The sequence below is a fragment of the Paraclostridium bifermentans genome, assembly GCF_964259345.1.
In the GTDB taxonomy this organism is placed as follows: domain Bacteria; phylum Bacillota; class Clostridia; order Peptostreptococcales; family Peptostreptococcaceae; genus Paraclostridium; species Paraclostridium bifermentans_B.
This window is the reverse complement of record NZ_CAXVJR010000007.1, coordinates 19306-43676: the sequence shown is the minus strand read 5'-3', so window position 1 is coordinate 43676 and position 24371 is coordinate 19306. Positions and strand designations below refer to the sequence as shown.

Sequence of the window (24371 nt, the reverse complement as noted above, 5' to 3'; positions counted from 1 at the left end):
AAGAACTATATGATTTATCATATAGTTCTTTTTTTTTATGCTGCCGGAGCTGGATTTTGATTATTAGCAGGTGGTGTAGTCGGATTTGTAGGTGTTGTTACTGGAGGCTGAACTGTTCCTCCACCACCTGTTCCAGTATCTGGAGTAGTTGCTCCACCATTGTTTCCACCTGTATTATTTCCAGAATCAGGAGTTTGAGTATTATTATTATTATCTCCTGTATTATTACCAGTATTTCCGTCAGTACCTGTGTTATTATCTCCTGGATTTGGATTTTCAGGAGGTTTAGTCTCTGTATTTGAATTCTCTGTATTTGTGTTATTCTCTTCTACAGCTGGTTTTTCAGGTATAACTGGAGAAGGAGTATAGGAACTTTTACTAGGTGTATGACCTTTTATAAATGCTGCAGTTGCAGAATTATAAGCACCTTTACCTACTATGTCACCAGTTAATAAATTTATATTATAGAACTCTATACCACTAGGTCTTTTAAAGTCTGTAGGCTTTAGGTCTTCATGAACTTTTTTCATTACCTTAGCCCATAACTTAGCTGAAGTAGAACTTCCTTTAACAACACCTCTACGAGGTATAGTAGCTTTAGTATCTGGATCTACTCTATAGTCATCACCTATATAAGTTGATCCAACATAATAAGGTGTGTATCCTACAAACCAAGCATCTTTATTTCCATTTGTAGTTCCTGTTTTACCAGCAACAGGCATATCACCAATGCTAGCAGCTCCACCTATACCTTCTGTTATAACAGCTTGCATCATATCTGTAAGAACATATGCAACATCTGCATCTACCACTTTATGCTCTTCAGGCGTATTTTGTATAAGTGTTTGACCGTCAGAAGATTCTACAGTAGTAAATGTAATAGGTTCAACATAAGTACCTCCATTTGCTAAAGTACCATAAGCTGCAGCCATATCAAGAGGAGAAGCTCCTTTTGTCATACCACCTAATGTAAGTGATGGGAATGTTCTATCTTCTCCACCAGGACCATCTTTTAAGTCTGATAATCCAAAGTTCTTTAGATAATCAAGCATTACATCTACACATTCCTCATATGAGTCACCAAGAGTTTCGGCAACTTTGATAGCAATTGAGTTTGAAGAATATGCTAAAGCTTTACGCATTGTCATACTACCTGTTCCAGCTGTAGTTGTATTTGGATCCCATTTGTTATTTTGAGCAAATTTGTAACCGCCAGGTACATCACTAAATGTATCCGCTTGATTAAGACCATTATCTATAGCTGGAGTATAAACAGATAGTGGTTTTATTGTAGAACCTGGTTGATGTGGAGAAGTAGCACGATTTAAGACTTTTCTAGCTTTTATCTCTCTTCCTCCAATTAGAGCTTTGACTTGACCTGTTCTATAATCTAAAACAACCATTGCAGCTTGTGGTTGAGGTATTCCATCAGAACCTTCTATAGTACCAGGGAAGTTTTCTCTATTATTAAACTCAGTTTCTAGGTTACCTTGCATATTTTTATCAATTGTAGTACGTATTTTTAAACCACCATTAAAATATAAACTATTAGCTTCTGAATCAGTATAACCTTGGGCTATAAGACTGTTTATAACGTCTTCTTCTATAAGGTCCTCAACTGTTGAAGCTGGTTTTTTAGTTGGTTTAGGTAATTTAATATTTATTTTCTCAGCAACAGCTTTATCATGTTCTTCTTGAGTTAAGTAACCAAGTTCTAACATCTTCATTAAAACTGTCTCTTGTCTTTTTTTAGCTTCTGGATTTAATTCAACTTTTCTGCAAACCATAGCTCCAGATTTTAGTTGACTATAATAATCAGGATCAGGTAAAAGACCCCATGCATGAATCTTGTCTATCATTTCTAATTCAACTTGAGATGGATCATCAAAGTTATCATTTTGTGTATTTGCATAAAACTTTAATTTACCTTCAAGATCTTCTTTAGTTTCATTTCCTGTTAATTTAGCAGTATTATATGCTGAATATTTATTTGGGTTTTGAGTTATACCAACAATCATAGCTGATTCTGCAACTGAAAGATCTTTTGCATGCTTGTCAAAATAAGTATTGGCAGCAGCTTCAACACCTATAGCTCCTCTACCGAAGTAAGCACTATTTAAATAAAGCTCTAGTATTTCTTCTTTAGATAGTTCTTTATCCATTTCTAATGCATAATAGATATCTTTAATTTTACGAACGACAGAAACTTCCTTAGAAGTTAATAAGTTTTTAGATACCTGCATAGGTATAGTACTTCCACCAGGAGAAGATGATGTAAATAAATTTGCTACAGCAGCTCTTGCAAGTCCTTTAAAATCTACACCTTTATGTTCATAGAATCTCTCATCTTCTATAGATACAAGTGCATGTTGAAGATGGACTGGCATATCTTCTATAGATATAGGCACTTTTTTATTGTCTGTTGGAGGATTACCCATTAAGGTTCCATCAGAATATAGAAGTTCAGTTACTGTATTAACTTTTTTGTCTAGTAAAGCTTTAGTTATAGGTTGTACATCTTTTAATGCTACAAAAACTAATGCTGTTGAGGCAGCCACACCTAAAACTAGTACAACTAAAAGTGTTACTCCTATAGCTCTTAATACTTTAAATTTATCTTTTTTATTAGACCTGCTAGTACTTTTTTTATTGCTACTTTTGACTGTCTTTTTCGACGAGGGAGCAGGCTTAGAACTAGAGGAACTAATTTTTTTTCTACGGATTTTATTTTTGTCATTGTTAACATTTCCCATGCTATTAACCTCCTTATATTAAGAATATATTATATCATAATTAAGAATAATTTTGTATTTTATAGATAAAAATGAATATTATGTAATTAATTTACATTGTATAGTTTGGTTTGATTGAATTTAGAATATAACTATGATAAAATATTAATTATTTTTAACTAAGTATCAAAAAAATATGTGTGAGGTGTACATATGATCGAAATAAATGAACAAGTCAAAATAATTAAAAAGGGTGCAGCTGAAATAATATCTGAAGAAGATATCGTTAAGAAACTAGAAAAGTCTGCAAAAGAAAATAAACCATTAACAGTAAAGTTAGGGTTAGACCCTTCTGCTCCAGATATCCATTTAGGACATACAGTAGTTTTAAGAAAAATGAAAGCATTTCAAGATTTAGGACATCAAGTAGTAATAATAATAGGTGATGCTACAGGAATGATAGGAGATCCAACTGGAAAATCAGCAGTTAGAAAACAATTATCACATGAACAGGTTTTAGAAAATGCTAAGACTTACCAAGAACAAATATTTAAAATATTAGATAGAGATAAGACGATAGTTAAGTTTAACAGCGAATGGCTTCAATCTATGAACTTTATGGATGTTGCAAACTTAGCATCTAAATATACTGTTGCAAGAATGTTAGAAAGAGATGATTTTAAAAAGAGATTTGCATCTAATCAATCAATATCAATACATGAATTTTTCTATCCATTAATGCAAGGATATGACTCAGTAGCTATAAAAGCTGATATAGAAATGGGTGGAACAGACCAAAAGTTTAATATATTAATGGGTAGAACTCTTCAAAAAGAGTACGATCAAGAGCCACAAGTTGCTTTATTAATGCCTATAATAGAAGGAACTGATGGGGTTAAAAAGATGAGTAAGTCACTTGGAAACTATATAGGAATAAGTGAAGCTCCAAATGATATGTATGGAAAGACTATGTCTATACCAGATGAATTAATAATAAGATATTTTGAACTAGTTACAGATGAGCATCCAGATTCAATTGAAGCTATGAAAAATGATATGGAGCAAGATAAAGTAAATCCAAGAGATTTAAAGATGAAATTAGCTAAAGAAGTAGTAAGATTATACCATGGAGAAGAAAAGGCAGAAGAAGCAGAACAATATTTTAAATCTGTATTCCAAAAAAGAAATATGCCAGAAGATATACAAGAGATGGAAATATCTTTAGAAGATTCTGAAGATGGATTATTCTTTATACCTAAGTTAGTAGCTACATTAAAATTATCACCATCTACAAGTGAAGCTAGAAGATTATTAAAGCAAGGTGGAATAAAACTTAATGGAGAGAAGTTAGAAGCTGATAAGGTTGCTATAAAAGATGGCGATACAATTCAAGTAGGAAAAAGAAAATTTGCAAAATTAATAATTAAATAATTAAATACAAGCCCTCCTTACATAAAATGTTAAGGGGGGCTTTTACATGAAAAAAATACTAATTCAAAAAAGAAAAGATATTATAAAAAAAAATATATTAATTTTCTTAATAATATTTATAATATCAACGCTTATAGGTAGTTTTATATATATAGATAATAAACTTAGACCTACTATTACTTTAATAGCTGAGACAAAAGCAGAAGAGCTAGCGAATAAATCTATAAATAAAGCTGTATCAAATGTAGTAGATAATAATATAAAGTATGAAGATTTGATTAGCGTAAAAACAGGCGAAAATGGAAAAATAACTATGATGCAAGCGAATTCAGTACTGATGAATGAAATAGCTTCTGAAGTAGCTTTAGAAATACAAGATGAAATGAAAAAAATAAAAACTACATCAACATATATACCAATAGGAACAGCTTTGGGGAGTCCATTACTAGCAAAATATGGACCAAAAATTAAAGTTTCTATAGAACCAATTGGAAATGTATATGTAGATTTTGGAACAGACTTTGAATCATCAGGAATAAATCAAACTAGACATAGAATTTACTTGAAAGCTAAAACTGAAGTGAAAGTTGTAGTTCCACTTACAACATCTACAAAAGAAGTAAAAACTCAAATACCTATATGTGAAACTATAATTGTAGGAGATGTTCCACAAAGTTATGTAAATGTACCTGAAAAAGATATGATGAATGTAATACCAGATATAAGTACAGATGAATTAAAATAAAGAGGGAGCTTATTCTCCCTCTAACATCCATCCTATATACACTCCATACCCTATAGCTGGGTTATTTTCAACTGCATGAGATATTGCACCGATTATTTTATTATTTTGTATTATAGGAGTACCACTCATTCCTTGAACTATCCCACCGGTGATTTTTAACAATTCTTTATCTACAATTTCTATTTTAAAAGTTTTTGACTCTGGATTTTTCTGATTTTTTACATTTAATATTTTTATTTCATATTCCTTAGATGAATTATTAGATGTTTGTAAAAGTATTGAAGCTTTACCTGTTTTAACCTCATCTAAATTTGCAACTTTATATTTTTTAAATTTAGATAAGTCTATTTTGTGAATATTACCTTTTATTCCAAAATCAGTATTTTTATTGAAATTTCCTATAAATTCATCTTTTTGAGCATTTATACATCCAACAGAACCTCTATATGACTTATCTATTATTAGATTAGAGGTAGATGATAAATAACCATTTCTAATATATAAATTTTTATTAGATCCTACACTTATAGGATGAGCAACGGCTCCAAAGTTGTTAGTTTGGGGATCGATGTAAGTTAAAGTTGCAAATCCAGAAACAATATTATTAAAATTGGTTTTTTCTAATATTTCTTTTTTCACTATTAAATTTAAATTTTCATTATGTCTTAATATATTTACTGTTAAAGAACTATTTGGACTTAGGTTATTCAATAAATTTGAAAAATCTGCATAAGTATTTATTTTATTACTATTTATAGATACTAAGGAATCTCCCACTTTAAAAGGAGAATTTTCAAAAGTATTTTTAACCATTAAAGATTGAAGTTCAGCATCAATTTGAGTTACATTTCCTATTGGTATTAAGTATTTATCTTTAAAATATGGATTTGTTTCTGCATAAATAAATCCTATTGAGAAAAAATACAGAAACAAAGATAATACAATACAGTTTCTTAATTTCACTAAAACACCTTCTTTCTGACAAATTCATGATGATATTAAATGGTGCTTCTTTAATAATAGATTGTGCAGGATAAAAATTTTAATCCATAGAAAACAGACACAATAAAACCATACTTTTCAAAAAAATAAAATGATATTAATTAATACCATTTTATCTTTTTTTTTGTTTTTTAATTTTTTTAATTTTTTTGACTTTTGGTTTGTTGCGAGAAGAAGATGTACTAGGAACGGGTGTAGGAAATACAAAAGAATCATCATTATCAGAATCGGTGGATTCTGAACAATCCTTAACCGATTCTATTAGAGCCAACTCATCTGATAGTACAGCAAAAAAAGTAGATAGGATACTCAAATCGGTTGAGCTTACTTCTTCTGATATAGCTACAGCTAGTGTAGATGCAAGAACTAAATAATCTACATATCCAAAGTAACATAACCTAGATTTTTTATTATTACTTCTATGGATTGCTTTATGTTTACGAACTTTAGGCATTTTAACCTCCAAAGAATTAAAGCTTTAATAAATATATATGAGAGAAACTAAGTACTCACAACTATAAAATAAATTAACGGCTTTTTATATAAACGTACATAAAAATTAAGGGTGTTGTTTAAATTATATATAGACAAAAATAGGAAGGAGAAAAACAATGAAAAATTATAAAATATTAGTTATGGGTATTATAGCAATAGGCATTATATTTATAGGAACATCTAATCCAATAGTTAATTTATATAAATCAACTAATTTTATAAATAAAGATAAGGATAGTAATTCAGATAATAAGAATTACACAATTTGCATAGACCCAGGACACCAAGAAAAAGGAGATTCTAACTTAGAGCCTATAGGACCAGGGGCAAGTTCAAAAAAAGCTAGAGTATCATCTGGAACAACTGGAGTAGCAACTAAAAAGCCGGAGTATAAATTAAACTTAGAAGCATCTATAGTTTTAAAAAATATATTAGAAGGTAAAGGGTACAATGTTGTTATGACTAGAGAAAGTCATAATGTTAATATTAGTAATTCCGAAAGAGCTATATTTGGAAATGAAAAAAAATCAGATATGGTAGTAAGGATTCATGCAGATAGCTTAGACAATTCATCTAAAACTGGAGCTAGTATACTTGTTCCTCAAAAGGATGGTAAGTATACTAGCACAATCTATGAATCAAGCAATAAATGTGCTGATTTAATAAAAAATGAATTAGAAAGAATGAATATAAAAGTAAATGGAATATTTGAAAGAGGAGATTTAACAGGATTTAATTGGTCAAAAGTACCTGTGGTTTTAATAGAAATGGGATTTATGAGTAACTACAATGAAGATTTAATGATGTCTAACCCTGAATATCAAAGAAAAATGATGCAAAGTGTAGCAGATGGTATAGAAATATACCTAAAAGATAGGGAAAATAACAATTAAAAATAAATATAGAGGTTAACAAATAATACAAAAAGTAATATATTGGTAATAGTGAAATTAAAATTAAGTTGTAAATACAACTATTAGGTGATTATTATGAGAAAAAAACTAGAAAATGCTTATGGAAAAGCTTTAACGGGAACTTTTAAAGTTGTAAATCCTGTAAAAAAAAGTATTATAAATACTGATTGTGAAGTTCATGTATTTATACAAGCTAACGCTATTGAAATATTAAAAAATGAAGGATATGTAAGGGAAGCTAATTTTTTTAAAAGTTATTTACCTCAAATTAATAAAGGGTTAATATGGGCTGATCAAGATTTTAAAAGTTACCATCATTTTTATAATCCTAATTTAAAAAGAGGTAAGTTTGGTTATGAGGAAAATGCATTAACTGTAGCTACAAAATATTATAATAAAGCTGTAAAATTTTTTAACTTAGATAAGTTTGAACTAGGGCTTTTTTACTTTGGAGTAGCATGCCACATAGTTCAAGATATGACAATTCCACAACATGCAAAAGGAAAGTTACTAGATAATCATAGACAGTTTGAAGTATATATAAAAAATAATTATATGAGAATACCTAGATTGACAGTAAAACAGGGTTTAGTAAGAAAAAATACAGTTGAAGAATATGTGGTTTACAATTCTACACATGCAATAAATTATGATAATATGTATAAAAATGTAACAAGTTTAAAAAATAAATTTTATATGCTAGGAACTAAGTGTTTACCATTAGCACAAAAAACATCGGCTGGATTTATGTTAATGTTTTTTGAAGAAATATTTAATAATGAATAAAAGCTCTCTTTTATTAAAAGAGAGCTTTTATTCATTATTAAATATTATATGAAATTATTTGTATTACTTGATTTGATTAAAGAAAGAAGATATTATGGTATAGATAATAAAATAATGAAGAGGTGTTTAGATGCTAGTAGTTGAAAATGTTAGCCATGGATTTGGTGGAAGAACTATACTTGAGAACGTGTCATTTAGACTTAGAAAAGGTGAGCATATAGCTCTTATAGGTGCTAATGGAGAAGGAAAATCTACATTTTTAAATATAATAACAAAAAAACTTATGCCTGATGCAGGTAATATAAAATGGTCATCTAGAGTAACTGTAGGATACTTAGATCAACATACAGTATTAACAAAAGGAAAATCAATAAGAGAAGTACTTAGAGATGCTTTTAAGCCAATGTTTGACCTAGAACAAGAAATGATAGGAATGTATGATAAAATGGGTGAAGCTGATGAAGATGAAATGGCTAAGCTAATGGAAGGTACTGCTGAAATACAAACTATATTAGAAAATAGTGGATTCTATATGATAGATGCAAAAATCCAAGAGGTAGCTAATGGATTAGGTCTTGGTGAAATAGGTTTAGACAAAGATGTAACTGACTTAAGTGGTGGACAAAGAACTAAAGTTTTACTTACAAAATTATTATTAGAAAATCCTGTAATATTAATACTAGATGAGCCAACTAACTACTTAGATGTAGAGCATATAGAGTGGTTAACTAGATATTTACAAAATTATGAAAATAGTTTTATATTAGTATCACATGATATACCATTTATAAATGATACATGTAATGTAATTTATCATATGGAAAATGGGGAACTTAACAGATATAAAGGAAACTATGATGAGTTTGAAAGACTTAGAGATATAAAGAAAAGACAAGAAGAAAGTGCTTATGAAAAACAAGTTGAAGAAAGAAAAAAATTAGAAGACTTTGTTGCTAGAAATAAAGCTAGAGTTGCAACAAGAGGTATGGCAAATAGTAGACAAAAGAAACTTGACAAAATGGAAATATTAGAAAGACCTAAAGAAAAAATAAAGCCAACATTTAACTTTATGGAATCAAGAGCATCAAGCAGATTTGTATTTACTACAGAAGACCTTGTGTTAGGTTATGATGAAGCTTTAACTAAGCCACTTAACTTTACTTTAGAGAGAAATCAAAAGATAGCTTTAAGAGGTATGAATGGTATAGGTAAATCAACTTTATTAAAAACTCTTTTAGGTATAATAAAACCATTTGATGGTAAAGTTGAATTAGGAGATTACTTAGAAGTTGGTTATTTTGAACAAGAAAGTTCAAGAGAAAATAGTAATACTCCTATGGATGAAGTATGGGCTGAATATCCAGGACTTACTAATTTTGAAGTAAGACAAGCATTATCAAAATGTGGGCTTACAAATGACCATATAACTAGTCAAATGAGAGTACTAAGTGGAGGAGAAGCTGCTAAAGTAAGACTATGTAAGCTAATGTTAAAAAAGATTAATTTCTTAGTTCTTGATGAGCCTACAAACCATTTAGATGTAGAAGCTAAAGATGAACTTAAAAAGGCTATAAGAGAGTTTAAAGGAACTGTTTTACTAGTATCACATGAACCAGAGTTCTATATGGATATAGTTGATGATGTATGGAATATAGAAGATTTTACAACTAAAATTGTATAAAAAAACTATAGGGGATAACTATGAGTAAAATTTTGAAATTTATAATTTCACTGTCAATAAGCTTATTTATAATTACTTCAATTGTTATCTTTACAGTGAAATGTAAAACATTATATTATTTTGATATTGACTATTTAAACATACCAAAAATCAGTAATATGACAAAGGAAGATATAAAGCTTAATTATGACTATTTAATTGAATATAATACAAGTAATAGAGAACTTGATTTTAAATTACCTACATTGAAATCTTCAACAGAAGGTGAAATTCATTTTGAGGAAGTTAGAGAAATATTTCAAAATATAAAACTCATAAATCTTATAACTGGAATAATTTCTATAATAGGTATATTTATATGTATAAAAAAGAAAAATATTAAAATATTAAAGCATATAGGAATAGCTCTAATTTCAATCCCATTGTTTTTGATGATTCCAATTATAATGAATTTTGAAGTTAGTTTTAGAATATTCCATGAAATATTATTTGATAATGATTATTGGATATTTGATCCAAGTATTGATCCAGTTATAAACATTCTTCCAGCAGAATTTTTTCTTCACGCTGGAATATTAATATTAAGTTTAATACTTATATTTAGTATTATATGTATATTTATATATAAATTATTAATAAAAAAGGAGTAGAATTCTACTCCTTTTAATTTATAAATAAATATTATAATTTTTTGCCTAAGTTAATGATATCGCCTATTTTAGTCATTATATAGTCATGGCTATTTTTGTTATGAGGAACTAAACAATTAGAACAATCTTTAATGCCATTTTCGGTATATTTAAAATTTCCTCCACAATCTTCTTTTAATGCATATAAGGGACAATAACAAAATAGACAATTAAAATTTTCAGGGTTACTTACTTTATGACAAGGAAAATATTCACATTTATCATTACTAAAAAACTTATAGTTTTCAGACATAATTATACCTCCTAAAATATTTAGAGCTTTAATATAATTATACTAAAAATTTATAGGAGTGGTATAATAAAAAAAAGTACATTAAATGAGGTGTTACAATGGAAAAAATCGTAGAAAGAGCATTATTAGTAGGACTTAATATAACTACTAATATAAAAAAAGTTGATGATATAGATATTAATGAATCTATGGAAGAATTAAAGGAACTTGCTAAAGCAGCTGGTGCAGAAGTAGTAGGTAGTATAATACAAAATAGACCTGCAAGAGAAGCAGCATTTTACATAGGAAAAGGGAAGGTAGAAGAAATAAGAGCATATTGTGAGTCTTTAGATGCTACAGTTGTTGTATTTAACGATGAATTATCAGGAGCTCAAATAAGAAATATAGAAGAATTAGTTCAAAGAAAAGTAATAGATAGAACTACACTAATACTTGATATATTTGCACAAAGGGCATTAAGCAAAGAGGGTAAATTACAAGTTGAATTGGCCCAATTAAAATATAGATTACCAAGACTATACGGTATGGGTGGAGAAATGAGTAGAACTGGAGCAGGTATAGGAACAAGAGGACCAGGAGAACAAAAGTTAGAAGTAGATAAAAGACATATATTAAATAAGATGGCAGATATAAGAAAAGAGCTTAGAGAAGTTAAAAAAAATAGAGAAACTCAAAGAGCTCAAAGATTAAAATCTAATATGCCTATAGTAGCATTAGTAGGATATACAAATGCAGGTAAATCTACACTACTTAATGAACTTATAAAAACTCATAAAGATTATAGTGAAGAAAAAGAAGTTTTATCAAAAGACATGCTGTTTGCAACATTAGATGTAACGCTTAGAAAAGCATTACTACCTAATAAAAAAGAATTTTTAGTTGTAGATACAGTTGGATTTGTAAGTAAACTTCCTCATGACTTAGTAGAAGCATTTAAGGCTACTTTAGAAGAAGTTCACTATGCTGATTTAATAGTTCATGTTGTAGATGCTACAAATGAAAGTTTTGAAATTCAAGAAAATACTACTAAAAAGGTATTAAAAGAATTAGATGCTGAAGATAAAAAAACAATAATGGCGTATAATAAAATAGATAGACTAGAATTAGATATATATCCAAAAAATCAAGAAAATACAGTTTACATATCAGCTAAAAAAGGCATAAATATGGATAAACTTATAGATATGATACAAGAAGCTGTTATGGAAGATACTCATAATGTAGATTTATTATTACCATATGATAAAGGTGATATATTTAGTAAACTAAAAAATAAATATAATGTTGAGAAGTTTGAATATGTAGAAAATGGAATAGAATTAAATGTAAGCTTAGATGATGAAGATTATAATATATATAAAAACTATATAATAAATGAGTAGGTAGAAAAATGAATATATCTTGGGAGAATATAGAGAACTTAGAAGACTATTTTATAACATATCTTCTATACAAGGAATCTAAGACAGTATCTCAAATAGGGAAAATAAGAAATATTGAAATACAAGAAGTAAATGAACATTTAATAAAAGCTAAAATGGAAATAAAATCATTATTAAGAAACCAATTAGAGTTATCAAAAGATATACTTGATAAATTCTTAGAAAAAAATAAAGACCAAAGACTTGAATTTATGAACACATTAAATGATGAAAGATTATTGGAGTTCAAAAGGAAATTGTATAAAAGAATTCTTGTAGAAAAAAATGCTGAAGATCTTATGATATTGATTTGGGCAACTGGAGAATTAAATGATGATAGATTTTTAGGGATTTTACATCCATTAACCACACATAGACACTCAGATGTTAGACGTATAACATACTCTGCACTTAGAAAAATTTCCTCAACCGAAAGTCGTGATTATTTTCAAAGAGGACTATATGATTCAAATGCTCAAACAAGACAATATTGTGCTAAAGCATTATCTAAAGTTGGAAACTCTAATAGTTTAAAAATGATAAAAAGACTTAGATTTAAAAAAATAGATGAAAAACCGTATGTCATACGAGCATACGATGAAGCTATAGATGCTTTAGAAAAAACTACTTAATTATATAACATAAACATAAAAAAATTCACATATAATGGATTAACAAAAGAAATTACTTATAAATGTAGCTCCATAGCTTGGTGTGAAAATATAGTTAAGTAGGAGGCGTTTAATATGATATTAAGACGTTGTGCAGGGGGCATAGTGTTTTATGCAAACAAAGTATTAATAATAAAAAATGATAAGGGAGAATGGACTATACCTAAAGGTAAAATAAGTGATAGTGATATCCCGAGTGAAGCAGCTCCAATAAAAGTAAAAGAAGAAGTAGAGGTTGAGGCTAAAGTACTAGATATGGCAGGAGATACAATGTATGAATTCTATTCGAAAAGTAGACAGCAGAAAGTATGTAATGCTATTATGTGGTATATAATGGAAACGAATAATACGGTATATAACATAAATGATGAAAATATTGTAGAGGCTGGCTTTTTCAAAGTTAAGGATGCTATAGATATGTTAACTCATAATAGAGAAAAATCTCTTGTGGATATTTCCTACAGAAAGTATAAAGATTTTAAAAAGCATAATTTAGAAGTTTAATATCTATTAATTTAGAAAAGATAGAACAAGGAATTTGCCTTGTTCTATTTTTATGAATATAATTAGTATATAAATAAGTTTAGGAGGACATATATGTATAAAACGTTACATGAATTTGGGATGGACGAGATTATAATAGAAAAATCTACGTTCATTGGATATGCAAAACCTATAAAAACGGAAGAAGAAGCTGTTGAATTTATAAATGAAATAAAGAAAAAACATAAAGATGCAACACATAATGTTTGGGCTTATACTGTGGGTAAAAGTATGAATATACAAAGATACAGTGATGATGGAGAGCCTCAAGGAACAGCGGGCATACCTACCTTGGAAGTTATAAAAAAGGAAGATTTAAGAGATGTAGTAGTTGTTGTTACAAGATATTTTGGTGGAGTTAAATTAGGCGCTGGAGGTCTAGTAAGAGCTTATACTAAAGGAGCGAAAATAGGTCTTGAATCAGCTAAAATAATAGAAAAAGTTATGTATCAAGAAATTAAAATAAAGATAGATTATAATCAACTTGGAAAAGTACAAAATGAAATAATGAATATGGGATACTTTATAAAAGATACTATTTATGAGGATAATGTAGAAATAATTGTATACTCTAGAAAAAATGAAATGGACAATCTTATAGAAAAAATAACTAATATAACTAGTGCAACTGCTAATATTACTTTAGGAGAAGAGTTTTATTTATCGGAAAAAGATGGACAAGTAATTCTTTAAATAAAAAGAAGACTCAATTTTTATGAAAAATATAATTGAGTCTTCTTTTTATTTTTTACATTTTCCGGAATTAGGATTAAAGATTCCATTTTTAATTTCCATAACACCAACAATGAGTAAAAATACACCAAAAACTTTTCTTAGCATCTCTGAAGAAATATAATTAGCGATTAAGGATCCTAATACAGCTCCTAATATACCAAAAGTGGCAATAGGTATAACTAAATTTAATATAACATTTTTATTTTTTATGTGAACTATTAAAGCAAATATAGTCATAGGAACAGAAGATAATAAATTTACACTCTGAGCTATTTTAGGATCTACATTTAATAGTAATATGAGAGCAGGAATAAGAATTGTTCCACCACCCATCCCCATACCACCTATAATTCCAGCAAAAAATCCTAATATAACAAATAACATTAAAACACCATCCTTAATGCAGCTATAATCATAATTAGACCAAATGAAATTCTTAAGAATCTGCTAGTTAATTTACATAAAATTTTAGCTCCAATAACACCACCTATAACACTACCTAAAGCAACTTTAAATGTAATTGTTAAGTCATAAGTACCTTTAGATACATATACAACAGAACTGGCAGTAGTTAAAAATACTATTATAGCTAGAGCTGTAGCATGAGATTTATGCTCCTCAACTTTTAATATATTATTTAATATAGGAACTAATAGAGTTCCACCCCCAGAACCGAAAACTCCATTTATAAATCCGGTCATAGAACCTATAAAAGAGTTCTTAATATTAAAGTTAAAATATTTTTTGTTCATAATAATCACCTTCTTGAATTATTTTTCACATAAAGCATAAATTATATTTAATTAAAATAAAAATATCTGATATAATTGGGTTATCCAAAAAATGTAAGGAGGAGCGGTCGAGATGAAAGATATAAATATAAAAATAAGTAAAACAGTAGATTGGTTAAGAGAAAAAGTTAAGGAGTCAAATACTAAAGGACTTATCGTTGGGGTATCGGGTGGAATAGACTCTGCAGTAGTTGCATATTTGATAAAAAAAGCTTTTCCAGAAAATTCAATGGGAGTAATTATGAGTATAAAAAGTAACCCTCAAGATAGACTAGATGCACTTAAGGTTATTGAGGGATGTGATATAACATATTTAGATCTAGATTTAACAGAAGAACAAGAAGGTATATATAGAAAAGTTACAGATGGATTAAAAAATAAAAACTTATATAATCAAGAAAATGATAGAATGAGTGATGCAAATTTAAGAGCAAGAGTAAGAATGAGTACAGTATATACTGTTGCTAATAATATGGGATACTTAGTTGTGGGAACAGATAATGCAGCTGAAATTCACACTGGATATTTTACAAAATACGGTGATGGAGGAGTGGATTTAGTTCCATTGGCAAATCTAACAAAAAGAGAGGTTTATGAATGGGCTAAGGAGCTAGGGGTTCACAAAGATATAATAAATAAAGCACCATCTGCTGGACTTTGGGAAGGACAAACTGATGAAAATGAGATGGGAACTACTTATGATATGATAGATTCTGTTGTAAAAGGAGAATTAGATAAGGTTCCTCAAAAGGATCAAGAAATAATAGCAAGATTACACAGGATAAGTGAGCATAAAAGACATACTGCAGCAGCTCCTCCTAAGTTCTAATTTACTAAATTAGAGTTTTGTGCTAAAATTACGGTGTGTATATAGTATAAATTAATATTAATTTATATTAATTTATATTTCGTATTAACAATACCTATATAAGCATAACGCAATTTTATTTAGATAAAATAATTTACATAGCAAGGAGTGGAATTATGGGACGTATAGGAAACATAATTAACAAAAAAGGTAAACAAGATGCTAAAAGAGCAAAAATATTTACAAAGCATGCTAGAGCAATAGCAGTTGCAGCTAAAGAGGGTGGAGGAAACCCAGAATACAATGCAGCTTTAAAAACAGCTATAGATAAAGCTAAAGCGGATAATATGCCTAATGATAATATAGATAGAGCTGTAGCTAAAGGTGCTGGTGGTGGAGCTAATGAAAACTTCGAAACTATAGTTTATGAAGGATACGGACCAGGTGGAGTTGCAGTTATAGTAGAAACATTAACTGATAACAAAAACAGAACAGCAGGAAACGTTAGATATTACTTTGATAAAAACGGTGGAAACTTAGGTACTAGCGGATGTGTATCTTTTATGTTCGATAGAAAAGGACAAATATTAATAGAAGCAACAGATGAAGTATCAGAAGACGAATTAATGGAAACTGCTTTAGAAGCTGGAGCAGAAGATTTAATAGTTGAAGAGGACGGATTTGAAGTAGTAACTACACCAGAAGATTTCCAAGCAGTTAGAGATGAATTAGAAGCTAAAGGATATACTTTTATATCTGCAGAAGTAAAATTATTACCTCAAACAACAACTAAATTAACTGAAGAAGAACAATTAAAGTTCATGAACAGATTAGTTGATATGTTAGAAGATGATGATGATGTACAATCTATAGCTCATAACTGGGAAATAGAAGAATAATAAAAAAGGAGATACCTAAAAAGTATCTCCTTTTTTTATTTACATTTAAAACTAGCACAGCTTGTTTCAGAATACATATTAGGTCTTTTTGTATCTGAAGAAACATTGATAATGTCTAACGTACATAAATTATTAGTATTATAAGTACATGTATTTACCTTGCAGCATACACAAGAACAAGGTCCATTGTCATTTGTATTGTTAGTTAAATCACTATATACAAAACTTTCTAAGAATGAAGCACAAGCAGTGTGTTCTATAGTCTTAGCTTCTACACCTTGAACATCTATTCTATTTGCATAACAAATATTTTTATTATTATGAGAACAATTACATACATTACAATTTATCTTACCCATAATAAACCTCCTTTAATAGTAATCTATTAAAAGTATTTCCTAAAAAAAAATATATATGTAAAATAAAAAATTCACTTTGTTTATATCGTAAATGACTTCATCCGTTGTTCAAAAACTTTTTTTACTTTCAGCAAGATGTTGGTGTGATTATACTTTATAACCTATTTACAGATATCCGTTAATCATAAACTCCTTAAGCGTAAAAAATAAGCAATATAAATAGATTAATGAATCCATTATATTGCTATAAACATTTAATTATTAGATGAAAATAGTAAATCATAGTTTTCTAAACTCATCAATATTCTAGCTATCAATATAGAACTTCCTGGATAAGTTTTTATCAATGGACAAATTTCATATAATCCTAATTCGAAATCTTTAAAACAATAAGCTTCACATTCTAACATTGTACCTTCAAATTTTTTTACATATTCTTTTATATTTAAGAAATCTATTAATGATAAATTTGCAAAAACATTTACTCTGTGATTAGGTTGTTTTAATAAAAGGACTTGTTGTTTGAACTCTATAAATTCAAGTCTTGATAATAAATTAGCATCTATATTCAAAAAATCATCTCCTTTTTTAGGTTTATAGACTATCTTATGAAAAATGTTCAATAAATGGAACGATTAGATAAAAATAATTTTAAATAATAAACAAATAAAATTAGAATATGTATGAAAAAAATATAATTGGAAAAAATAACCGTTATAAGGAGGTTGTTTTTAATGTTCGAAAAGAAAAAAGAATTTCCTTGGCGAATACCAATTATTATAGCAATAGGCATAGTAGTTCTCGCTGGAGGAATTTATGTAGGCTTTAAAACATCAGATGAAGATGTTTCTAAAGAAAATAATGTAGAATTGCAAAAGGAACAAGAGAAAGAAGAAGTAACAAAAAATGCATTTAATTTAAGCAAAGATTGTGAAATTTGGGTAGAAAAAGTAAATGAAGATGGCACACCTAGTAAAGAAGCTCCTACTATGATAGGAACAGTACCAAGTGAACTTTTAGGTAAATCTAAAGATGAAATAACAAAATATCTAAGTGACAAATATCCCAGCAGAACAATAAAAAAATTAGATAAATATGAAATAACTTTGTTAGAAGAGTATAGCTTTAATGATCCTAAGAAAGCTAATCAATTTACAATAGAGGATAGTGAAGGCATTATAATAGTTTGTAAATATGATGAAAATGGGAATAGAGAATTACTAGAAAATACTCAAATAGAAACACAATCGCTACCTAAAAAAGTACAAGATAAAGTAAAAACAGGTATAGTAGCTGAAACTCAAGATGAAATATACTCTAATTTAGAGGATTTTGGAAGTTAATAATTAAAAACTTAAAAGAGGCTAAATTATAAAAGAGGTGGAAAGGAAACTTTTCATCTCTTTATAGTTTACTAAGAAATGTGGTATTATATATTAATACAGAACGTAAGTTTCTTAGAAGGAGTTATTTAAAATATGATTATTTTAGGCATAGACCCAGGAATTGCAATAGTGGGTTACGGTATTATAGAATATAAAAATAATAAATTTAGAGTTATTGATTATGGAGCAGTAACTACACCTGCTCATATGGATATATTAAAAAGGTTAGAGCTTGTATACAAAGGCATAGACATGCTTATTAAAAATTACAATATAGATGAGGTTGGAATAGAGGAACTGTTTTTCAATAAAAATGTTAAAACAGCTATTACAGTTGCTCAAGCTAGAGGTGTTACAATGCTTGCATGTGCACATAATAATAAGCCAGTTTATGAATATACACCACTTCAAGTAAAGCAAGGTGTAGTAGGATATGGAAGAGCACAAAAGGCTCAAGTACAACAAATGGTCAAATCATTTTTAAATCTAAAGGCTATTCCTAAACCAGATGATGTTGCAGATGCATTAGCAGTTGCAATATGTCATTGTCATTCGAATAAACTAGAAAAAACACTAAAGAATATAGGGGGGCAATATGTATAGTTATATAAAAGGAATTATAGAAGAAATAAATTTAGATGGCTTAGTAATTGAAGCTAATAATATAGGATATAAAATTAATGTATCTTCAAACACATTAGCAGATGTAAAAATAGGAAATGAGTGTAAAATATACACGAAGTTAATAGTAAGAGAAGATGATATGAGTCTTTGTGGTTTTGCAACTAAAGAAGAACTTAATATGTTTGAAATGTTAAACTCAGTGTCTAAAATAGGACCTAAAGTTGCATTAGGAATACTATCTTTTGCAACTCCAAAGCAAATAGGAGCTTATATAGTAAGTGAAGATGTTGCAAAAATGTCGAAAGCTCCAGGTGTAGGTAAAAAAACAGCTGAGAGAATAATATTAGAACTAAAAGATAAAATAGATAAAAATAATATTGAGTTTGAACCTACTCTTTTATCTCAATCTCCTATATCTGTCTCTAAAGATGAAGCTGTAGATGCACTTATAGCATTAGGATATTCAACACAAGAATCTAAAGAAGCAGTTGAAAAGTGTAAAAAAACAGGTATGAACACTGAAGATATAATAAAAAAATCTTTAAGTTATATAATGAGTAAGTCTCTTAGATAGGGGGGAATGTTATGTTTGAAGATGAAAATAGAATAATAACATCTGCAATGCAAAATGAAGATGTAGATATAGAAAATAATTTAAGACCTAAAAGCCTAGACGATTATCTAGGACAAAATAAAGCTAAAGAACTTTTAAAAATATTTATTGAAGCAGCCAAAGCAAGAAATGAACAATTGGATCATGTTTTATTATATGGACCTCCAGGTTTAGGAAAAACTACATTAGCATCTATTATAGCAAGTGAAATGGGTGTTAACCTTAGAATAACATCAGGGCCTGCAATAGAAAGAGCAGGAGATTTAGCTGCAATACTTACAAATTTAAATGAGAATGATGTTTTATTTATAGATGAAGTTCATAGAATAAGTAGAACTGTAGAAGAAGTATTATACTCAGCTATGGAAGATTACTGCTTGGATATAATTATAGGAAAAGGTCCATCAGCTAGAAGTATAAGACTTGATTTACCTAAGTTTACACTGATAGGAGCGACTACTAAAGCAGGGATGTTAACAAATCCTTTAAGAGATAGATTTGGAGTTATATGTAAATTAGATTATTACACGGTTGAAGAATTAGCACAAATAGTAATTAGATCATCGAGCATATTAGGAGCGGAAATACAAATTGGAGGAGCTACAGAAATAGCTAGAAGATCTAGAGGTACACCAAGAATTGCTAATAGATTGCTAAAGAGAGTTAGAGATTATGCTCAAGTAAGAGCTGATGGGAATATAACTGATGAAGTAGCAAATGATGCTTTAGAATTGCTAGGAGTAGATAGCTTAGGACTTGATTATGTAGATGAAAAATTACTTAATACTATTATTGAAAAGTTTAGAGGCGGTCCAGTTGGTTTAGATACTTTAGCAGCCTCTATAGGAGAAGATAGAAATACAATAGAAGATGTTTATGAACCATATTTATTACAGTTAGGGTTTATAAATAGAGGCCCTAGAGGAAGAATAGCAATGCCATTAGCATATGAACATTTGAATATTCCATACCCTACAAAAAAATAATTTGTTATACTAAGAAGATATGGAATAAACAGCATTAATATAGAAAAATATTATTATTTTTGTTATGATGTAATCTGTACTAAAATATAGAGAGGACGTTTAAATTGAAAACTAGTGATTTTTACTTTGATTTACCAGAAGAATTAATAGCTCAAACACCGCTAAAAGATAGATCTAATTCTAGACTTATGGTTTTAGATAGACAAACAGGTGAAGTAGAGCACAAGATATTTAAAGATGTTATAGATTATTTAAATCCAGGGGATTGCTTAGTTCTTAATAATACAAGAGTTATACCGGCAAGACTTATAGGTGAAAAAGTTGATACTGGTGGTAAAATTGAGTTTTTATTATTAAAAAGAACAGATAAAGATATATGGCAAGCATTAGTTAAACCAGGAAAGAGAGCTAAAGTAGGAACTAAGTTCTCTTTTGGAAATGGAAAACTTATAGGTGAAGTAGTTGGGCTTGCAGAAGAAGGATCAAGATTAGTTAAGTTTTATTATGAAGGTATATTTGAAGAAGTTCTAGATGAACTTGGAAATATGCCACTACCTCCATATATAACAGAAAGATTAGAAGAAAGAGAAAGATATCAAACTGTATATTCAAAACATAATGGATCTGCTGCTGCACCAACAGCGGGGCTACACTTTACTCAAGATCTTTTAGAGAAAATAAAAGAAAAAGGTGTAGATATTGCATTTGTAACATTACATGTTGGATTAGGTACATTTAGACCTGTGAAAGTTGATGATGTATTAGAACATGAAATGCATTCAGAGTATTATATGGTAGAGAAAGAAGCTGCTGATAAAATAAATACAGCTAAGAAAAATGGAAATAAAGTTATATGTGTTGGAACAACTAGTTGTAGAACTGTTGAGTCAGCAAGTAATGAAAATGGAGAAATATTAGAATCAAGTGGATGGACGAATATATTTATATACCCAGGATATAAATTTAAAATAGTAGACAGACTGATAACAAACTTCCACTTACCGGAATCTACATTAATAATGCTAGTAAGTGCATTAGTTTCAAAAGATGCTGTTTTAAATGCATACAATACTGCAGTTAAAGAAAAATATAGATTCTTTAGTTTTGGAGATGCAATGATAATAAAATAAAAATAATAGGGGGCTAATATGAAAAAACTAGCTGAAAAAAGTTTAGCGCTAAAAATAGCGTATATATTTGAATCACTATTAGCAATGGTTGTATTATTAGCAGTATTTTTAGGTACAATTGATGTTTTAAGAATGATATGGCATTCATATATTGTAGAATATCAAACACCTGTGCAATATGCCCAATTTAACGATTTATTAGGTCAAATACTATTATTGGTTATAGGGGTAGAGTTAGTAGTAATGTTATCACTACATATTCCAGGGGCGTTAATAGAAGTTTTATTATATGCAATAGCAAGAAAGTTATTATTATTACCTAAGACAGAAGGAATGTTTGATTTACTGTTAGGGATAATGGCAATAGCTGGATTATTTGCAATAAGAAAATATTTAGTTACAGATGATAATAGCGCAATGAATGTTACTAGTATTCACTATGAAGATTGCGAAGAGGAAGATTGCGAATGTCATCAGAGGAACTTAGAACAAGCTTTAAACTTTCAAGATAAACAATAGATAAAAATAAGGAGAATCATCATGAGTGCAATAAGATATGAACTTATAAAAACTTGTAAGCAAAGTGGAGCAAGATTAGGAAGATTACACACTCCACATGGAGTAATAGAAACTCCAATATTTATGCCAGTTGGAACTCAAGCAACTGTAAAATCAATGACACCGGAAGAGTTAAAAGAAATAGGATCTCAAATAATATTAAGTAATACTTATCATTTATACATGAGACCAGGACATGACTTAGTTAAAGAAGCAGGTGGACTTCATAAATTTATGAATTGGGATAAACCAATACTTACAGATAGTGGAGGATTCCAAGTATTTAGTCTAGGTCCACTTAGAAAAATAACTGAAGAAGGTGTTCACTTTAGATCTCATATAGATGGATCAAAGCATTTTATAAGTCCAGAAAAAGCTATGGAAATACAAAATGCATTAGGTTCAGATATAATGATGGCATTTGATGAATGTGCACCATATCCAGCGGATAGAGAGTATGTTAAAAACTCTTTAGAAAGAACAACAAGATGGTTAAAAAGATGTAAAGAAGCACATAAGAATACAGAAAATCAAGCATTATTTGGTATAATTCAAGGTGGAATGTATAAGGATTTAAGAGAACAATCTGCAAAGGAAATATTAGAGTTAGATTTACCAGGATATGCAGTTGGAGGATTAAGTGTTGGAGAACCTAAACAACTTATGTATGAAGTTTTAGATTACACAGTGCCTCTAATGCCTGAAAATAAGCCAAGATATCTAATGGGTGTAGGAAGTCCTGACGACTTAATAGAGGGTGTTATAAGAGGAATAGATATGTTTGACTGTGTATTACCTACACGTATAGCTAGAAATGGTACAGCTATGACAAGTGAAGGTAAAGTTGTAGTTAGAAATGCAAAATATGCAAGAGATTTTTCACCATTAGATCCTAATTGTGACTGCTACTGTTGTAAAAACTACACAAGAGCATATATAAGACATTTAGTTAAAGCTAATGAAATATTAGCTGCTAGACTTATAACTACTCATAATTTACATTTCTTATTAGATTTAATGAAACAGGTAAGACAAGCTATAATGGAAGATAGATTATTAGACTTTAGAAGAGAATTTTTCCAAAAATATGGCTATGAATTATAAACGTTTTAAGTTATAATGATTATTATGAATAAAAACTTAAGGGTTTAATGAATGTATAAAGGAGTGAGAGATATGCCTCAAGGAACTATGCAAGCTGTAACAGGTATACTTATGTGGGTTGTATTCTTTGCAATATTTTATTTCTTTTTAATAAGACCACAAAAGAAAAAAGATAAACAACTTAAATCTATGAGAGAAAGCTTAAATGTAGGAGATAAAGTTGTTACTATAGGTGGTATAGTAGCTAATGTAGCTAAAGTTGAAGAAGATGTTGTTGTATTAGAAATAGGACCAAGTAGAACTAAAGTACCATTTGAAAAATGGGCTATAGCTTCAACTGAAACAAAAGAAAATAAATAATATTTGTAATTACAAAACCTTCCCTTGAATATATTTTATATGAGAGGGGAGGTTTTTTTATGGAAAAATCAAATAATATTTTTAAAGGTTTAGGATATGCATATATAATAACCTTAGCTTGTCTACTAATATATAATTTGATGCTTACATTTACAAGTATGTCCGCTAATAGCATAGCAGTAGCTACATCGATAATAACTACAATATCTGCTGCTATTGGAGGATTTTATGCATCTATGAAAATAAAAGAAAAAGGGTTATTATATGGTGTTTCAGTTGGATTACTTTACATATTATGCTTAATGATCGTTGTATTTTTAGCAAATGATTCATTTGTATTTGAAATGACTACTTTATATAAAATTATACTTACATCTTTAGCAGGAGGAATAGGTGGAGTTTTAGGGGTTAACTTTAAATAAATTTCCACATATGTAAATTTTATGATATAATCATTAGAGGTTTATTAAGATAGGAGGTAGTTAAAATGGAAAAGAAGCATATAAAAACTTTATCTAAAGCTACTTTAAAAGAAAGTGCGGCAAAAGGTGGATGTGGAGAATGTCAAACATCTTGTCAATCTGCTTGTAAAACTTCTTGTACAGTTGCAAACCAAGAGTGCGAGAGATAATAAATTTATTATTTAACAAAGAAAG

General features: G+C 28.9%; 30 protein-coding genes. 22 read left to right on the top strand and 8 right to left on the bottom strand.

The features are described from left to right. Positions 1 to 35: 35 nt before the first annotated feature. On the bottom strand, positions 36 to 2753 hold the full coding sequence (locus ACEXNK_RS13765) for a transglycosylase domain-containing protein (RefSeq protein ID WP_373599631.1): 2718 nt from the start codon (positions 2751 to 2753) through the stop codon (positions 36 to 38). A gap of 192 nt (positions 2754 to 2945) precedes the next feature. Here ACEXNK_RS13765 and tyrS point away from each other — a divergent pair, with 192 nt between their 5' ends. After that, on the top strand, positions 2946 to 4163 hold the full coding sequence (gene tyrS / locus ACEXNK_RS13760) for a tyrosine--tRNA ligase (RefSeq protein ID WP_373599632.1): 1218 nt from the start codon (positions 2946 to 2948) through the stop codon (positions 4161 to 4163). 46 nt (positions 4164 to 4209) lie between these two features. Next, complete coding sequence (gene yunB / locus ACEXNK_RS13755; protein WP_373599633.1) at positions 4210 to 4908, top strand: sporulation protein YunB; 699 nt, start codon at positions 4210 to 4212, stop codon at positions 4906 to 4908. 9 nt (positions 4909 to 4917) lie between these two features. Here the strand turns inward: yunB and ACEXNK_RS13750 are convergent, their stop codons facing one another. Together ACEXNK_RS13750 and ACEXNK_RS13745 are read right to left on the bottom strand one after the other, a co-directional pair. After that, on the bottom strand, positions 4918 to 5871 hold the full coding sequence (locus ACEXNK_RS13750) for a SpoIVB peptidase S55 domain-containing protein (protein WP_373599634.1): 954 nt from the start codon (positions 5869 to 5871) through the stop codon (positions 4918 to 4920). A 151-nt stretch (positions 5872 to 6022) separates the two neighbouring features. Further along, a complete protein-coding gene (locus ACEXNK_RS13745) occupies positions 6023 to 6364 on the bottom strand; it encodes a hypothetical protein (protein ID WP_373599635.1) in 342 nt (113 codons plus the stop codon). Positions 6365 to 6521: 157 nt separating this feature from the next. Between ACEXNK_RS13745 and ACEXNK_RS13740 the strand changes: the two genes are divergently transcribed. The 4 genes from ACEXNK_RS13740 (at position 6522) to ACEXNK_RS13725 (ending at position 10436) form a co-directional block, all read left to right on the top strand. Then, complete coding sequence (locus ACEXNK_RS13740) at positions 6522 to 7298, top strand: N-acetylmuramoyl-L-alanine amidase (protein ID WP_373599636.1); 777 nt, start codon at positions 6522 to 6524, stop codon at positions 7296 to 7298. Between the two features lie 96 nt (positions 7299 to 7394). Further along, positions 7395 to 8105 (top strand): zinc dependent phospholipase C family protein, encoded by a 711-nt coding sequence (locus tag ACEXNK_RS13735; RefSeq protein WP_373599637.1) that lies wholly within the window; start codon positions 7395 to 7397, stop codon positions 8103 to 8105. Positions 8106 to 8235: 130 nt separating this feature from the next. Beyond that, positions 8236 to 9786 (top strand): ABC-F family ATP-binding cassette domain-containing protein, encoded by a 1551-nt coding sequence (locus ACEXNK_RS13730; protein ID WP_373599638.1) that lies wholly within the window; start codon positions 8236 to 8238, stop codon positions 9784 to 9786. A 20-nt stretch (positions 9787 to 9806) separates the two neighbouring features. Continuing rightward, on the top strand, positions 9807 to 10436 hold the full coding sequence (locus ACEXNK_RS13725; protein WP_373599639.1) for a TIGR01906 family membrane protein: 630 nt from the start codon (positions 9807 to 9809) through the stop codon (positions 10434 to 10436). A gap of 31 nt (positions 10437 to 10467) precedes the next feature. Here the strand turns inward: ACEXNK_RS13725 and ACEXNK_RS13720 are convergent, their stop codons facing one another. Further along, a complete protein-coding gene (locus ACEXNK_RS13720) occupies positions 10468 to 10728 on the bottom strand; it encodes a cysteine-rich small domain-containing protein (protein WP_373599640.1) in 261 nt (86 codons plus the stop codon). 98 nt (positions 10729 to 10826) lie between these two features. Between ACEXNK_RS13720 and hflX the strand changes: the two genes are divergently transcribed. From hflX to ACEXNK_RS13700, 4 genes are all read left to right on the top strand, one after another. Beyond that, positions 10827 to 12110, top strand: coding sequence for a GTPase HflX (gene hflX, locus ACEXNK_RS13715; protein ID WP_373599641.1), 1284 nt, complete (start codon positions 10827 to 10829; stop codon positions 12108 to 12110). Between the two features lie 8 nt (positions 12111 to 12118). Continuing rightward, complete coding sequence (locus ACEXNK_RS13710; protein WP_373599642.1) at positions 12119 to 12781, top strand: HEAT repeat domain-containing protein; 663 nt, start codon at positions 12119 to 12121, stop codon at positions 12779 to 12781. Between the two features lie 114 nt (positions 12782 to 12895). Further along, positions 12896 to 13324 (top strand): NUDIX domain-containing protein, encoded by a 429-nt coding sequence (locus tag ACEXNK_RS13705; RefSeq protein WP_373599643.1) that lies wholly within the window; start codon positions 12896 to 12898, stop codon positions 13322 to 13324. Positions 13325 to 13417: 93 nt separating this feature from the next. Then, positions 13418 to 14056 carry a YigZ family protein gene (locus ACEXNK_RS13700; protein WP_373599644.1) on the top strand — a complete coding sequence of 213 codons (639 nt, stop codon included), beginning with the start codon at positions 13418 to 13420 and terminating at the stop codon, positions 14054 to 14056. A 48-nt stretch (positions 14057 to 14104) separates the two neighbouring features. Here ACEXNK_RS13700 and ACEXNK_RS13695 read toward each other — a convergent pair whose 3' ends face one another. Next, complete coding sequence (locus tag ACEXNK_RS13695; RefSeq protein ID WP_373599645.1) at positions 14105 to 14482, bottom strand: TSUP family transporter; 378 nt, start codon at positions 14480 to 14482, stop codon at positions 14105 to 14107. Then, a complete protein-coding gene (locus ACEXNK_RS13690) occupies positions 14482 to 14850 on the bottom strand; it encodes a sulfite exporter TauE/SafE family protein (RefSeq protein WP_373599646.1) in 369 nt (122 codons plus the stop codon). Before ACEXNK_RS13690 ends, ACEXNK_RS13695 begins: the two co-directional genes overlap by 1 nt. A gap of 112 nt (positions 14851 to 14962) precedes the next feature. On the opposite strand from ACEXNK_RS13690, the gene nadE reads away from it, so the two are divergent. Continuing rightward, positions 14963 to 15718 carry an NAD(+) synthase gene (nadE, locus tag ACEXNK_RS13685; protein WP_373599647.1) on the top strand — a complete coding sequence of 252 codons (756 nt, stop codon included), beginning with the start codon at positions 14963 to 14965 and terminating at the stop codon, positions 15716 to 15718. A 155-nt stretch (positions 15719 to 15873) separates the two neighbouring features. Further along, positions 15874 to 16596 (top strand): YebC/PmpR family DNA-binding transcriptional regulator, encoded by a 723-nt coding sequence (locus tag ACEXNK_RS13680; RefSeq protein WP_373599648.1) that lies wholly within the window; start codon positions 15874 to 15876, stop codon positions 16594 to 16596. 35 nt (positions 16597 to 16631) lie between these two features. Here ACEXNK_RS13680 and ACEXNK_RS13675 read toward each other — a convergent pair whose 3' ends face one another. Continuing rightward, positions 16632 to 16955 (bottom strand): DUF1540 domain-containing protein, encoded by a 324-nt coding sequence (locus ACEXNK_RS13675; protein WP_373599649.1) that lies wholly within the window; start codon positions 16953 to 16955, stop codon positions 16632 to 16634. 254 nt (positions 16956 to 17209) lie between these two features. After that, positions 17210 to 17527: a hypothetical protein gene (locus ACEXNK_RS13670; RefSeq protein ID WP_373599650.1), complete on the bottom strand. Its 318-nt coding sequence runs from the start codon at positions 17525 to 17527 to the stop codon at positions 17210 to 17212. Positions 17528 to 17689: 162 nt separating this feature from the next. On the opposite strand from ACEXNK_RS13670, the gene ACEXNK_RS13665 reads away from it, so the two are divergent. From ACEXNK_RS13665 to scfA, 10 genes are all read left to right on the top strand, one after another. Continuing rightward, positions 17690 to 18298, top strand: coding sequence for a hypothetical protein (locus ACEXNK_RS13665; RefSeq protein ID WP_373599651.1), 609 nt, complete (start codon positions 17690 to 17692; stop codon positions 18296 to 18298). A 135-nt stretch (positions 18299 to 18433) separates the two neighbouring features. Then, positions 18434 to 18943, top strand: coding sequence for a crossover junction endodeoxyribonuclease RuvC (gene ruvC, locus ACEXNK_RS13660; protein WP_373599652.1), 510 nt, complete (start codon positions 18434 to 18436; stop codon positions 18941 to 18943). Continuing rightward, positions 18936 to 19538 (top strand): Holliday junction branch migration protein RuvA, encoded by a 603-nt coding sequence (gene ruvA, locus ACEXNK_RS13655; RefSeq protein ID WP_373599653.1) that lies wholly within the window; start codon positions 18936 to 18938, stop codon positions 19536 to 19538. Before ruvC ends, ruvA begins: the two co-directional genes overlap by 8 nt. Positions 19539 to 19549: 11 nt before the next feature. Beyond that, entirely contained in the window at positions 19550 to 20563 is a 1014-nt protein-coding gene (ruvB, locus tag ACEXNK_RS13650) for a Holliday junction branch migration DNA helicase RuvB (RefSeq protein ID WP_373599654.1), read from the top strand. Positions 20564 to 20667: 104 nt separating this feature from the next. Beyond that, positions 20668 to 21693 (top strand): tRNA preQ1(34) S-adenosylmethionine ribosyltransferase-isomerase QueA, encoded by a 1026-nt coding sequence (queA, locus tag ACEXNK_RS13645; protein ID WP_373599655.1) that lies wholly within the window; start codon positions 20668 to 20670, stop codon positions 21691 to 21693. 18 nt (positions 21694 to 21711) lie between these two features. Then, positions 21712 to 22212 carry a phosphate-starvation-inducible PsiE family protein gene (locus tag ACEXNK_RS13640; RefSeq protein ID WP_373599656.1) on the top strand — a complete coding sequence of 167 codons (501 nt, stop codon included), beginning with the start codon at positions 21712 to 21714 and terminating at the stop codon, positions 22210 to 22212. 21 nt (positions 22213 to 22233) lie between these two features. After that, a complete protein-coding gene (gene tgt, locus ACEXNK_RS13635) occupies positions 22234 to 23355 on the top strand; it encodes a tRNA guanosine(34) transglycosylase Tgt (protein WP_373599657.1) in 1122 nt (373 codons plus the stop codon). Positions 23356 to 23427: 72 nt separating this feature from the next. Continuing rightward, positions 23428 to 23715, top strand: coding sequence for a preprotein translocase subunit YajC (gene yajC, locus ACEXNK_RS13630; RefSeq protein ID WP_373599677.1), 288 nt, complete (start codon positions 23428 to 23430; stop codon positions 23713 to 23715). Positions 23716 to 23774: 59 nt separating this feature from the next. Continuing rightward, a complete protein-coding gene (locus ACEXNK_RS13625; protein WP_373599658.1) occupies positions 23775 to 24137 on the top strand; it encodes a TIGR04086 family membrane protein in 363 nt (120 codons plus the stop codon). 65 nt (positions 24138 to 24202) lie between these two features. Next, complete coding sequence (scfA, locus tag ACEXNK_RS13620) at positions 24203 to 24346, top strand: six-cysteine ranthipeptide SCIFF (RefSeq protein WP_021122491.1); 144 nt, start codon at positions 24203 to 24205, stop codon at positions 24344 to 24346. Positions 24347 to 24371: the final 25 nt, after the last annotated feature.